Annotated in this window: 13 protein-coding genes and 1 tRNA gene; 8 read left to right on the forward strand and 6 right to left on the reverse strand. The window is 65.3% G+C overall.

Annotated features, from left to right (window positions below):
• Positions 1 to 23: 23 nt before the first annotated feature.
• Positions 24 to 1,124, reverse strand: a complete 1,101-nt coding sequence (locus ACR65N_RS03815; protein ID WP_440455802.1) for a Gfo/Idh/MocA family protein — start codon at positions 1,122 to 1,124, stop codon at positions 24 to 26.
• Positions 1,125 to 1,163: 39 nt separating this feature from the next.
• Entirely contained in the window at positions 1,164 to 2,369 is a 1,206-nt protein-coding gene (locus ACR65N_RS03820; protein WP_430305630.1) for an ROK family protein, read from the reverse strand.
• Between the two features lie 205 nt (positions 2,370 to 2,574).
• Here ACR65N_RS03820 and ACR65N_RS03825 point away from each other — a divergent pair, with 205 nt between their 5' ends.
• The 5 genes from ACR65N_RS03825 to ACR65N_RS03845 all read left to right on the forward strand — a co-directional run bounded on the left by ACR65N_RS03825 (position 2,575) and on the right by ACR65N_RS03845 (position 7,891).
• Complete coding sequence (locus tag ACR65N_RS03825; RefSeq protein ID WP_440455803.1) at positions 2,575 to 3,882, forward strand: ABC transporter substrate-binding protein; 1,308 nt, start codon at positions 2,575 to 2,577, stop codon at positions 3,880 to 3,882.
• 73 nt (positions 3,883 to 3,955) lie between these two features.
• On the forward strand, positions 3,956 to 4,894 hold the full coding sequence (locus ACR65N_RS03830) for a carbohydrate ABC transporter permease (RefSeq protein WP_440455804.1): 939 nt from the start codon (positions 3,956 to 3,958) through the stop codon (positions 4,892 to 4,894).
• Positions 4,887 to 5,735: a carbohydrate ABC transporter permease gene (locus ACR65N_RS03835; RefSeq protein WP_440455805.1), complete on the forward strand. Its 849-nt coding sequence runs from the start codon at positions 4,887 to 4,889 to the stop codon at positions 5,733 to 5,735. Before ACR65N_RS03830 ends, ACR65N_RS03835 begins: the two co-directional genes overlap by 8 nt.
• 19 nt (positions 5,736 to 5,754) lie before the next feature.
• Positions 5,755 to 6,822, forward strand: coding sequence for an ABC transporter ATP-binding protein (locus ACR65N_RS03840; protein WP_440455806.1), 1,068 nt, complete (start codon positions 5,755 to 5,757; stop codon positions 6,820 to 6,822).
• 127 nt (positions 6,823 to 6,949) lie between these two features.
• Positions 6,950 to 7,891: an MBL fold metallo-hydrolase gene (locus ACR65N_RS03845; protein ID WP_440455807.1), complete on the forward strand. Its 942-nt coding sequence runs from the start codon at positions 6,950 to 6,952 to the stop codon at positions 7,889 to 7,891.
• Between the two features lie 43 nt (positions 7,892 to 7,934).
• Here the strand turns inward: ACR65N_RS03845 and ACR65N_RS03850 are convergent.
• A tRNA-Gln gene (locus tag ACR65N_RS03850) sits at positions 7,935 to 8,009 on the reverse strand.
• Between the two features lie 218 nt (positions 8,010 to 8,227).
• Here ACR65N_RS03850 and ACR65N_RS03855 point away from each other — a divergent pair.
• Together ACR65N_RS03855 and ACR65N_RS03860 are read left to right on the forward strand one after the other, a co-directional pair.
• The gene (locus tag ACR65N_RS03855; protein ID WP_440455808.1) at positions 8,228 to 8,524 is read left to right on the forward strand and encodes a cupin domain-containing protein; all 297 of its coding nucleotides are present in this window, start codon (positions 8,228 to 8,230) and stop codon (positions 8,522 to 8,524) included.
• A 440-nt stretch (positions 8,525 to 8,964) separates the two neighbouring features.
• Positions 8,965 to 9,879, forward strand: a complete 915-nt coding sequence (locus ACR65N_RS03860) for an MBL fold metallo-hydrolase (RefSeq protein WP_440455809.1) — start codon at positions 8,965 to 8,967, stop codon at positions 9,877 to 9,879.
• 11 nt (positions 9,880 to 9,890) lie between these two features.
• Here the strand turns inward: ACR65N_RS03860 and ACR65N_RS03865 are convergent, their stop codons facing one another.
• A complete protein-coding gene (locus tag ACR65N_RS03865; RefSeq protein WP_440455810.1) occupies positions 9,891 to 10,850 on the reverse strand; it encodes a DUF1499 domain-containing protein in 960 nt (319 codons plus the stop codon).
• A gap of 181 nt (positions 10,851 to 11,031) precedes the next feature.
• On the opposite strand from ACR65N_RS03865, the gene ACR65N_RS03870 reads away from it, so the two are divergent.
• Positions 11,032 to 12,099: a glycosyltransferase family 4 protein gene (locus ACR65N_RS03870; protein WP_440455811.1), complete on the forward strand. Its 1,068-nt coding sequence runs from the start codon at positions 11,032 to 11,034 to the stop codon at positions 12,097 to 12,099.
• Between the two features lie 19 nt (positions 12,100 to 12,118).
• On the opposite strand, the gene ACR65N_RS03875 is transcribed toward ACR65N_RS03870, so the two are convergent.
• Together ACR65N_RS03875 and ACR65N_RS03880 are read right to left on the reverse strand one after the other, a co-directional pair.
• Positions 12,119 to 12,430, reverse strand: a complete 312-nt coding sequence (locus ACR65N_RS03875) for a type II toxin-antitoxin system RelE/ParE family toxin (protein ID WP_440455812.1) — start codon at positions 12,428 to 12,430, stop codon at positions 12,119 to 12,121.
• Positions 12,409 to 12,636: a hypothetical protein gene (locus ACR65N_RS03880; protein WP_440455813.1), complete on the reverse strand. Its 228-nt coding sequence runs from the start codon at positions 12,634 to 12,636 to the stop codon at positions 12,409 to 12,411. Before ACR65N_RS03880 ends, ACR65N_RS03875 begins: the two co-directional genes overlap by 22 nt.
• Positions 12,637 to 12,718 lie beyond the last annotated feature (82 nt).

Raw genomic sequence — 12,718 nt, forward strand, 5'->3', positions numbered from 1 at the left:
TTCTCCTCCAGAAAACTGTCAGGTCAGCGGGCCAGACGGCCGTCGACGATCGATTGCGAAAGCGGCGCAGGCCGCTCCGGACGGGTGGCGATGGTGATGGTCTGGCCGCTGTCGGCAGCCTTGCCGAACGCCTCCATCACCTCCAGCACGTGCAGCGCCAGATCGCCGTTGGCGCGGTGCGGCCGGTTCGACAGGATGGCATGCGCCATGTCGGCGACGCCGAGCGACCGGTAATTGCCGTCCGCATAGGGCTCCGTCGTCGGCTGCGGCTCGAAGCTGCCACCCTTCTTCAACAGTTCGATGTCGCCGCCGAACTTGTTGGGATCCGGAACAATCAGCGTGCCCTCGGTGCCATAGACCTCGAGCGGCACATGCTTATGGCCGGCGACGTCGAAGCTCATGCCGATCTGCACCACCGCACCGCTTTCGAAGGCCATGACGCCAGAGACATGCGTTGGAATGTGCACCGGGATCTTCTCACCGTTGCGCGGCTCGCTGGTGATGGTGCGTTCGCTGCGCGGGGCAATGGCGAAGCCTGCGACCTTGGCGACCGGCCCCAGCAGGTTGACGAGATCGGTGATGTAATAGGGCCCCATGTCGAGCATCGGGCCGCCGCCGGCCTCGTAGTAGAAATCCGGATTGGGATGCCAGCGCTCGTGGCCGGGGCACATGAAGGTGGCGGTGCCGCCAACCGGCATGCCGAGCACGCCGGTATCTATGATCGACCGAGCCGTCTGGTGGGCGCCGCCGAGAAACGTATCGGGCGCGGCACCGATGCGCAGGCCGCTCGCCTTCGCCGTCTCGGCAAGCTTCAGGCCTTCGGCGAAGGTTACCCCGAGCGGCTTTTCCGAATAGGTGTGCTTGCCGTGCGCCAGTGCCTGCAGGCCCACTTCGACATGCGCCTTCGGCACCGTGAGGTTGACGATCAGCTGAATCTGCGGATCGCTCAGCAGGTCGTCGATGCTGCGCGCGACGAGGTTGAATTCGCCGGCGCGCTGTTCGGCCAGCCCCTGATTGAGATCGGCGATGCCGCGAATGTCGAGGACCGGGAACGAGGCCATCGCCGTCAGGTAGGCCGATGAGATGTTGCCGCATCCGATGATGCCGATTCCGAGCTTTTCCATGCTTCTCCTCCCAAAGCGAATGATGAAATGGCCGTGCCTTCAGAGGCTCGATGCCGGCCCTGTCGTTCCCCAGGGCGATTCGTAGAGTTCGCGCAGCGCGACGATCGCCGCCCCTTGCGCCCAGGCCTCGTCGGGCGAGGCGTCGAACACCAGTTCGGCGATCTCGCGGATCGAGCGGGGAATGGCGCGCGTATAGGAACTGCGCAGGCTGTCGATGAAGACCTCGCCGAGCGACAGCGTCGAGCCGACGATGATGACGCGCGGCGGACCAAAAAGGGTGACGATGTTGGCGATCGCCAGGCCGACGGCCTCGCCGGCGCGCACCGCCGCTTCCGCAAGCGGACTGTCGTCGGCGGAAATCAGCGCCTGCGCATGGGCCATGCCGCGCCCCAGCCGGACGGCTTCGGCAAAATGGCCGACCGTCTGCTGCTCGCCGAAGATCGCCGATTCGCCGGCGATTTCGGCGAGCCTGACGATACGGTCGGAGGCGGTGCCGAGTACCAGGTCGCCTAGATTATGACTGAGGCCGCCGGCGCCGCGAAACAGCTGGCCGCTGTGCATGAGACCGAGCCCGAGCGTCTGCTCCAGCGAGACGATGACGAAGTCGTCGAGGTCGCGGGCGTGGCCGAACCAGTGATGCGCCAGCGCGATCGCATGCGCGTCGCTTTCGACGATCGCCGGCAGGTCGAGCCTGCTGGTCATCTCGGCTGCGAAATTGACGTCGGTCTCGCGAAAGATCGGGCTGGAGCGCACCTTGCCGGTGCGATGCTCGACGACGCCCGGAAGCCCGAGGCAGACCGTATCGATATCGCCCAGCGACAGGCCGGCATCGACGACGCAGCGCCGCACGCCGTCTTCCACCAGGTCGCTGATGACGCTGATCGGCAGCCGGTCGACGCGCACCGGGATGGTCAATTGCGACAGGACCTCGCCGCGGAAATCGGTGAGCGCGAAGACGATGCGGTTGGCAGCGATCTTGGCGCCGACGACGCGTGCGGCATCCGGGTTGAGCTCCAGCATCACCCGCGGCCTGCCGCGGGCGGCGGTGTTGCGGATGTCGCCTTCGTGGCGGGTCAGGATCAGCCCGTCGTCGAGCAGCGAGCCGGTGATGGCCGAGACCGTCGTCGAAGACAGCTGCGAGCGTTCGCTGATCTCGACACGCGAGATCGGCCCTCGCCTGCGAATCTTGTCGAGCACGGTGAAGCGGTTGATCGCGCGCATCAATTCTGGATCTGCAGTCTTCATGTAATGCCGGATGCTCGCGATCGCTGTGATGTACCACCCTATTTTTGCAGGGTTGCGAATTAAATAACGGCGATGCCCTGCCTGTTGTCAAGCCAATGTGCTGAGATAATCAGCGATCGTGGTTGACATCCGGGCAGTTGTCGTTTGAATTAATCCGCATAAGGGAAAAATTGAGGATGGTTGTTTCCCTTTTGGAGGAGGAAGAATGACCTATCACCATAAGGCGACGTCCCTTCGGGGCGTCCGGATCACTGCGCTTGCCGCAGCCACTGCACTTTCATCGCTTCTTAGCGTCCATGCCGCGTCGGCGGCCCAGACGGTCGTCAAATGGATGCACGTCGAGACTGTACCTGCCTATATCGAGGCCTGGGAAGAGGTCGCCAAGAAATACGAGGCGCAGCACCCGGATGTCGATATCCAGCTGCAGTTCCTCGAGAACGAGGCGTTCAAGGCAAAACTGCCGACGCTCCTGCAGTCGGATGCGGCGCCCGACTTCTTCTACAGCTGGGGCGGCGGCGTGCTTCGCCAGCAGGCGCAGACCGGCGCGCTCCTGGACCTGACCGAGGCGATGAACGCCGACGGCGGCAAATGGGCCAAGACCTACAAGCCGGCAGCCGTTGCCGGCCTGACCTTCGACGGCAAGATCTCCGCCGTCCCCTACCGGATGGGCACGGTCAGCTTCTTCTACAACAGGGAGCTGCTCGCTAAGGCCGGCGTCAAGGCCGAGGACATCAAGACCTGGACCGACTTCCTCGGCGCCGTGAAGACGCTGAAGGCTGCCGGCATCACGCCGATTGCCGGCGGCGGTGGCGACAAGTGGCCGCTGCATTTCTACTGGAGCTATCTCGTCATGCGCAATGGCGGCCAGCAGGTGTTCGAGGCGGCCAAGAACAAGCAGGGCGAAGGCTTCATGGACCCGTCGGTGATCAAGGCCGGCGAGCTACTGGCAGAACTCGGCAAGCTGGAGCCGTTCCAGAACGGCTATCTCGGCGCCAGCTGGCCGCAGACGCTCGGCACCTTCGGTGACGGCCGCGCGGCGATCCTGCTCGGCTTCGAAAACACCGAGCCCAACCAGCGCAAGAACGCCGGCGACGGCAAGGGGCTGGCCTCCGACAATATCGGCCGCTTCGGCTTTCCCGTCGTCGAAGGTGGCGCAGGCAAGGCGACCGACACGCTGGGTGGCCTGAACGGCTGGGGCGTTACCAAGAACGCCTCACCGGCCGCCATCGACTTCCTGCGCTTCCTGACCAGCCAGGAGACGGAGCGGGACCTTGCCGCCAAGGGCATGATCATCCCGGCCGCGGTCAATGCCGAGGAAGGCCTGAAGGACCGGCTGGTGCGCGAGTCGGCTGACCAGCTTGCCGCCTCCACCTGGCACCAGAACTTCTTCGACCAGGATCTTGGCCCGTCCGTCGGACGCGTCGTCAACGACGTCTCGGTCGAAATCCTGTCCGGCCAGATGACGCCGGAAGACGGTGCGCAGGCGATCCAGGACGCCATCGAACTCGAGTAGGCCCAACGCCCGGTGACGGTTAACGCCGTCACCGGCGCGGGCGACGACAGGTCGCGCGACAAGGACATATGGGATGAACAACATATCCGCCAGCATCACCGAGGCAGCCGCCCTGGGGACGCCCGAAAAAACCCGCCACAAGAGCCCGACGGCCCGGGGACGGCTGCCGGCGCTGATCATCTTTCTGCCGCCTGCCCTCCTCCTGTTCACGCTGTTCGTCATCCTGCCGATGGGGGAAGCCGCCTGGTACAGCCTCTACCGCTGGAACGGCTACGGCACGCCGACCGAATTCGTCGGGATCCGCAATTTCGAGGTGCTGTTCAACAACGCCGCCTTCTCGCGGGCGCTGATCAACAACGGCCTGATCATCGTCGTGTCGCTGCTGCTGCAGATCCCGCTCGCCATCTGGCTTGCGGTGATGCTCGGCAAGAAGATCGCCGGGGTGGTTGCCTTCCGGCTGGTGTTCTTCCTGCCCTACGTGCTCGCCGACGTCGCGGCCGGCCTCATCTGGCGCTTCGTCTATGACGGCGACTACGGTCTGTTTGCGGCGATCGCCGGCTTCCTCGGCATTGCCACGCCCTACGTGCTGGCGGACAAGGACCTGGCCATCTACGCGGTGCTGGCCGTCGTCATCTGGAAATATTTCGGCTTCCACATGATGCTGTTCATCGCCGGCCTGCAGTCGCTCGACAAGAGCATCATGGAAGCCGCCGAGATTGACGGTGCCACCGGCTGGCAGAAGTTCCGCTACGTCACCCTGCCGCTGCTCGGTTCGACGGTTCGGCTTTCGGTGTTCTTCGCCATCATCGGCTCGCTGCAGCTGTTCGACCTGATCATGCCGCTCACCGGCGGCGGTCCGTCCAACTCGACGCAGACGATGGTGACCTTCCTTTATACCTACGGCGTCACCCGCATGCAGGTCGGGCTCGGCAGCGCCGTAGGCGTCGTGCTGTTCGTCATCTGCGTGACGATCGCCTTCGGCTACAAGAGGATCTTCATGCGCCATGACTGACACATCATCCACGGTCCGTGTCTCCGCAGGCACCCGCCTCTATGTCTACGCTTCGCTGTCGCTGGTGGCAGCGATCGTGCTGGTGCCGCTCGTCACCACGGCGCTCGGCGGCTTCAAGACGCTCGGCGACCTCCGGCTCAACCCGTTCGGCCTGCCCAGCGAATGGGTGTGGTCCAACTACATCGACATCCTGTTTGGCGAGCGCTACTGGCGGCAGATGACCAATTCGCTGCTGATCGCCGGCGTGACGGTCTTCCTGACCCTCGTCGTGTCGTCGATGGCGGCCTTCTGCTTTGCGCATATCCGCTTCTTCGGCGCCAACCAGCTGCTCAACTATTTTCTCATCGGCCTGATGTTTCCGGCGGCAACCGCCATCCTGCCGCTGTTCATCCGCATCCGCGATCTCGGCCTCCTGGACAGCTACTGGGGGGTGATCCTGCCGCAGGTGGCCTTCGGGCTCGGCATGAGCATCCTCCTGTTCCGCAACTACTTCCGCAACCTGCCGGAGGAGATGTTCCAGGCGGCCTTCGTCGACGGCTGCGGCTATATCCGCTTCTTCTGGTACATCTCGCTGCCGCTGTCGCGGCCGATCGTCGCCACCGTCGGCATCGTCACCTTCGTCAGCAGCTGGAACAGCTACATCCTGCCGCTGATCATGCTCAATACCGAGAGCAAGTATCCCTGGCCGCTCGGCATCATGGTCTATCGCGGCGAATTCGGCACCGACTGGCAGCTGGTGCTGGCCTTCATCACGCTGACCATCCTGCCGACGATCATCGTCTTCTTCCTCGCCCAGAAACACATCATCGCGGGCCTGACGGCCGGCGCCGTCAAATCCTGACATAAACGGAGCAAGCAACATGGCATCGGTCGGTCTTCGTCACCTCGTTAAGAGCTACGGCGCGCTTCAGGTGGTCCACGACGTGTCGCTCACCGTCGATGACGGCGAGTTCATCGCGCTGGTCGGTCCGTCCGGCTGCGGCAAATCCACCCTGCTGCGGATGATCGCCGGGCTGGAGGACATCACCGACGGCGAGGTGGTGATCGGCGGCAAGGTGGTCAACGCGCTGACGCCGCGCGAGCGTAACATCGCCATGGTCTTCCAGTCCTACGCGCTCTATCCGCACATGACGGTGGCCGAGAACATGGGCTTCAACCTGAAGCTTGCCGGGGTCGCCAAGCCCGAGATCACCAGCCGCGTCAACGAGGCTGCCCGCATGCTGGCGCTCGAGGACCTGCTGGATCGCAAGCCGAGCCAGCTGTCCGGCGGCCAGCGCCAGCGCGTCGCCATGGGCCGGGCGATCGTGCGCGATCCGGCCGTCTTCCTGTTCGACGAGCCGCTCTCCAACCTCGACGCCAAGCTGCGCGTCGCCATGCGCACCGAGATCAAGTCGCTGCACCAGAAGGTCGGCACCACGTCGATCTACGTGACGCACGACCAGATCGAGGCGATGACGCTTGCCGACCGCATCGTCGTTCTCAACGCCGGCCGTATCGAGCAGGTGGGCACCCCGATGCAGCTTTACCGGACGCCGGCCAACCTGTTCGTCGCCGGCTTCATCGGCTCGCCGGCGATGAACCTCATCGAGGGTACCATTGACGGCGACAACGACATGCCAGTGGTGAGGCTTGCGGAGGGTGCGGCGATCACCATTTCGCCTGAGCGCAAGGTGAAGCGAGGCCAGAGCGTCAAGATCGGCCTTCGCCCGGAACACATGACGACCGCCGCCGGCGATGGCATATCCGGCGAGACGCTGCTGGTGGAGCCGACGGGCGCGCAGACGCATGTGCTGTTTCGCTTTGCCGGCCAGCAGATCACCGCCGTCGTCGACGGCGACCACCCCGCCCGCCACGGCACACCCTTCCACGCCGGCATCGACCGCAACCTCGTCTACGTGTTCGACCGCGACAGCGGGGTGGCGCTGTAGGGAGGTGTGGTGCGGGGGAGAAGGTCGAGGGTGGCCGCCGCTTCCTCCACGCTGGCCCATGCAAATCCTGCGCGCATGAAACCTGCTGCGGTGGTATCGTCGCTCCGTCACCCAAGGAGATCCGTCGATGCACACACTGCCTGACGCATTCGCCAGCCTGACGCGGCGGGATATTCTCACCGGAACCGCGGCTCTCGCCGCAGCCAGTCTCATGCCGGCCAAGGCGGCGGCGGCCGATTTCCACCGCCTCACCCATGGCGCCTTCGACATCACGGTGGTGAGCGACGGCTTCCTCACCCTTCCCGCCGCGGTGCTGGTGCCCGATGCGACCGTTGAGCAAAGACAAGAAATCCTGACGCGGCTTGGCGGGAACAGCGAGCAGGCGCCTGTCCAGGCAAACATTCCGCTGATCCGGCATGGCAGCGACCTGATCCTCATCGACAACGGCTCGGGCACGCATTTCCAGCCCAGTGCCGGCAGGCTGGAGGAGAACCTGCGCCGCCTCGGCGTGACGCCCGAGCAGGTGACCAAGGTGGTCTTCACACACGTCCATCCCGACCATTCCGGCGCGACGACGACATCGGATGGCCGCGTGCTCTATCCGAATGCCGACTACTTCGTCAGCGAGCGGGAATGGAATTTCTGGGCCGACAAGGACTACAAGGCCCACATGCCTGCGGCCCTGCACGCCTTTGCGGAAGGCGCCCAGCGCGACCTCTTCGCCGTCAAGGAGCGCCTCACGATGGTGAAGCCGGGTGACGAGATCGTCTCGGGCATGCATGTGATGGAGACGCCCGGCCACACCCCCGGCCATGTGTCGATCGAGCTCGCCGGCAACGGAAACCTGCTGATCACCGGAGATGCCTGTACCAACGACGTGATCTTCTTCGAGCATCCCGCCTGGCATTTCGGCTTCGATACGGATGCGGAACTGGCGCTGAAAAGCCGCCGGGCACTGCTCGACCGTGCGGCTTCGGAGAGACTGAAGATGCTCGGATATCACTGGACCTATCCCGGCGTCGGCTATGCCGAACGCAAGGACGGAGCCTACCGGTTCATCGCGGCCTGAGGGACAGCCGTGGCGATACGCTGTTCATTCGATATGAGAAGAATGGCTGGGGCGCCAGGATTCGAACCTGGGAATGCCGGTACCAAAAACCGGTGCCTTACCGCTTGGCGACGCCCCACCAGACCCGGCATCATCGGCAATCAAACGGCCGGTGCGGTCACGGGTGCGACAGCGTTTAGCAAAGCTGTCGGGCCGTCACAATAGCAGTTTCGCGGCAGAAAGAGTTTTCTCGGATGGTGCGACGGGATTGCGTTGAGCGCCGGCATCGCCTTTGATGGCGCCGGCCTTGAGGATATGCAGCCGAGCTTCATCGAACGCGCCAGAACCGGAGACAGAATGAGCCGATATCGCGCCCGCCCGCCTGCCATTGCCACCACGCTGCTGGACGACGCGGTGGTGCGCATCGTCCGCTGGGATTTCGAGCCCGGGGCGGATACCGGCGTGCACACCCATGGGCTCGGCTACGTGGTCGTGCCGATGACCGACTGCCAGTTCCTGATCGAGGAAGCCGGCAGCGAGCGGCGCGTCGCGATCGAAAAAGGTGCCGCCTATCGCCGCGATGCCGGAACCGAGCACAACGTGGTGAATGACGGGACGCAGCCGATGTCGTTCATCGAGATCGAATACAAGTGACGCATTCCCGCCGCCGGCGCAGTTGAGCGCCCGGTGCGTGCGGTTGGCGGAGCAATTGAGCCGGCGGAGCAACCGGCCGGCGCCAAACTTCGGCCACCGGCGCAGGTGGGCCAGACGCGCACGGGATTGGCGGCGCGTCTGGTCGACGGCTCCAGCGTACGGATGCTTGCCTCGATCGCTCCAGCTCAATCGCCGCTTTCGTCCCGCATGGTGCGAATGCATTTTGGAGAGACTTAGGCTTTGCGCGGACGTCGCGGTCGCTTGGCCAGGCTCAGCGGCAGATCGCCCGTCTCCTGCCGTACTCCTGGCATCGGCCGGCTCGCAACGCGGATCAGTCCCTCCTGGATCGCCATTGCCGAACTGCGACCTTTCGCATCCGGCCCATTCATGGGAGGAAGGTCTCGAAGAACCCTTTTCATGAAGCAAAGCCGGCAGACCGCATGGACGCATCCGATTTCGACCTCAACTTCGAGCCCGCGCACGGGATGCCGGTGAAGGTGGCCGAGGGGGTCTGGCGCCTCACCTGCAACAACCCCTCCCCCTTCACGTTCCAGGGCACGAACTCCTACATTGTCGGGCGTGGCCGGAGCGTTGCGGTGATCGATCCCGGCCCCGACGACGAGGCGCACTTCGAGGCGCTGATGCGGGCGCTTGACGGGCGCTCGGTGAGCCATATCCTCGTCAGCCACACGCATCGCGACCACTCGCCGCTTGCCGCCCGGCTGAAGGCCGAAACCGGGGCCGTGACCGTCGCCGAGGGAGCGCACCGCGCCTCGCGGCCGCTGCACGAGGGAGAGGTCAACCCGTTTGCCGAGAGCGCCGACTTGGGCTTTCGGCCGGACGTCGTGCTTGCCGACGGGGCAACGATCGAAGCCGACGGCTGGGCAATGACCGGGGTCCATACGCCGGGGCACACTGCCAACCACATGGCGTTTGCGCTTGAGGGCACCGGCATCCTGTTTTCCGCCGACCACGTGATGGCCTGGGCGACCACCATCGTTGCGCCGCCGGACGGGGCGATGAGCGATTTCATGGCCTCCGTCGAGAAGCTGCTGCAGCGTGAAGGCGACCGGGTCTATTTTCCCGGGCATGGCGGACCGGTGGCCGATCCGGCCTCTTTCCTGCGCGGGCTGCGCACCCACCGGCGGATGCGCGAGCGGGCGGTGCTGGAGCGGGTGAAGGCCGGCGACGCGCTGATCCCCGACATGGTGCGGGCGATCTATGCGCGCACCGACCCGCGCCTGCACGGTGCCGCGGCGCTTTCGGTGCTGGCGCATCTGGAGGATCTGGTCGAGCGCGGGCGGGTGGTGACCGAGGGTCCTCCGTCGCTTTCGGGACGTTATATGCCCGCGTGACGTGGTGAGCGTTACTGGGCAGCGATGCCCAGCAGCTCGGCGTCGAGCGCCCTTAGAAACGTCTCGGCGATGTCGGCCCCGAGGCCCAGATCGTGGTCGCCGTAGCTGGCGGCAACCCGAACATCCACCAGCGTCGTCTCCTCCTCCTCGCGCAGCCGCACCGCCACATCGAAGGGCAGGCCGAGGATCAGCGTGCGGGTTGCCCCCTGCAGCAGAAGATCGCCGTTGGCCTGCGGCAGCAACGACTGCGCGGCAGGGTCCGGTCGCGGCAGCGGCACCGGGATGACGTCCGGCACCGGCGGAGCGGCCAGAGCCCGACGGTCCCGCACCCGGGGCGCCGCCTTTGGCTCGGATTCGACCTGGGCCTGGGCCTGAGACTGGGCCTCGCGATCGGCGGCCTCCTCCCTCGCCCGGCTCAAGCTGCGTTCGGCCTTCAGGGCGATGCGGTTTTCCTTGGCCACGGTCATCACGGCCTCGTAGACGCGGTCGAGCGCGCCCTCGTATCGGCGGCCCGTGAGCGCCGGGTAATCGAGTTTTTCGAAGCGCCGGTCAGCCAGCGTTGCGATCGGTGGACGGCTCAGCCACAGCTGGTCGGCCTGCGGCGGACGGCGCCAGGCGGGCGGATCATCGGGATCGGTCGCCACGTCGTAGAGGCGCGGATGGCTCTGGTAGAGGAACCCTGCGAACAGCACCAGCGCAAGCGGCGGCAGGGCGTAGATCAGCGCCTTGGTGGAGGCGACGCCGCCCTCTGCCCCATGTTGCCAGAGCTGCAGCAGGCCGCGCAGGGCAAACGGCAGGCTGACCGCCGCGATCGCCCCTGACAGCAGCGTCAGCGCGATGAAGTGCGGCGTCGCCAGAGGACCGAAACGGTGCGCCACGACGGCGATCGCCAGCAGCATCAGCGCACCGAGCGCCAAGCGCTTGGCGGCATAGGCGGCGGTCGACACCGGTCTGACGAAGCGAACGGTCATGCAATCCTCTCCAGCGGTTCCGGCATCCTAGCACGCAGCAGCAGATTTGCGCTTGCCATCTCCTGCCTCTTCTATGACATGCTCGCCACCGCGTCACGCCTGCAGATGCAGCAAAACGGGCGATCCGCTCACGCTGGCACCACGGCGCATCCGCACAAGCAAAGTTTCATCAGGACGAGCCGTGCCCGCTCCGCTTTATTATCTGACAAGCTGGGATTATGCCCGCCATACCGGCGGCTATGTCTATAACAGCCGGCTCGTCGAGGCGCTGACGCAGCAGACCGGCAGGCTGGAAACGCTGCTGGTCGAAACCGGCTTTCCGAGCGTGCCGGAGGTCGAGCGGCAACATCTGGCCGAGCGGCTGGCGACGGCACCGGCCGGCACGCGGCTGGTGACCGATCACATCCATCTCTGCGACCTCCTGGAGACGATCCGCGACAGCGGCATGCCGGTGGTGGCGATCTTTCACCATGCGCTGGCAATTGAACATGCGGGCGACCATTCGGGCGAGCGCGGCGCGCAGTGGCGGGCCTTGCGCCATCGCGAGGCCGCAGCCCTTGCCCATGCAGTGCTGGTGCTTGCCACATCGCAGGAGAGCCGGCGCTACCTGCAGGCGGAATATCAGGTCGATCCGGACCGCATTCTCGTGCGGGTGCCCGGCAACGCGCCTGCGGTGCGTACACCCGTCAGCAGGCCGGGGCGCGTGCCCAACCTGCTGTCGGTCGGCGCGGTCATTGCCCGGAAGCGCTACGACATCCTGCTGCAGGTGGCTGCCGAGATCCGCGACCTCGACTGGCGCTGGCGGATCGCCGGCGACCCTGACCGCGATCCGGCGCTGTTTGCCGCGCTCGAAAAGAAGGCCGTGGATCTGGGGCTCGGCCACCGGCTGGCGTTTCTGGGGGCCGTTCCGGATGCGGAGCTGGAAACGCTGTGGCGGGACAGCGACCTGCTGCTTGCTGCCTCGGACTACGAAGGCTACGGCATGGCGATCGCCGAGGCGCTGCGCCACGGAGTACCGGTGGTGACGCCGGCCTCCGGTGCGGTGTCCGGCTGGGCGTCCGCAGGCGTGATCGAGGCGCCGGCCCATGATCCGCAGGCGATGGCCGCGCTCGTGCGGCCGCTGCTGGTCGACCGCGCGCGGCTCGCGGCACTGGCCGACGACGCCTTCACCTTCGGCCAGACGCTGCCAAGCTGGGAGAAGACGTTCGAGGGGATCGGGGCGTGGATAGGTGGACAGCTCAAGTACTGATCGCCGGCACGCGGCGGCATCACCTGCGGCGTGGCATGCTTGACGGATTGCGGGCTGCGTGCCGCACCGCGTGGATTATGATGTCCTCTTCGGTGACTTCGTAGAAAATCAGATAGGGATAAGGAACGGCGGTAAGCCGGCGGATGGTCGGATCCTCCGTGCGCTTGCCGAGGAACGGCTGGTCGCAAAGTTGCTCGATCAGGGATTTGACCCGATGCCGTACCTGACGTGCACCGCCTGGCGAGCGAGGATCGAGATAGCCTGCAATGTCCTTCAGATCGTCAAGTGCGGGCTTCGTGTAGCGAAGTCTCACCAACCGAAGCTCGCCCACGCGGCGCGCACCTCGTCGTCACTTGCAAATTCGCCACGTGCAGCGGCAGCTTTCGATCGCTCGATCGCCAGCCGATCGCCCTGAGACAACGCGACAGGCTCAGATTCGGCATCCACGATGCGCAGAAGGACCCGCGCAACTTCATCCTGCTGTTCGTCCGGCAGGGCACGAATGCGCTCGATGGCTTGCTTCAACAGGTCTGTCATGCGGACACCATACGCGCATTTGCGAACGAAAGCAGTATCACTCGTGGCAAGTTCGGTGCGCCGCTCGATGAACTGCGATCAG

It is taken from the genome of Rhizobium sp. SAFR-030, from assembly GCF_059415005.1.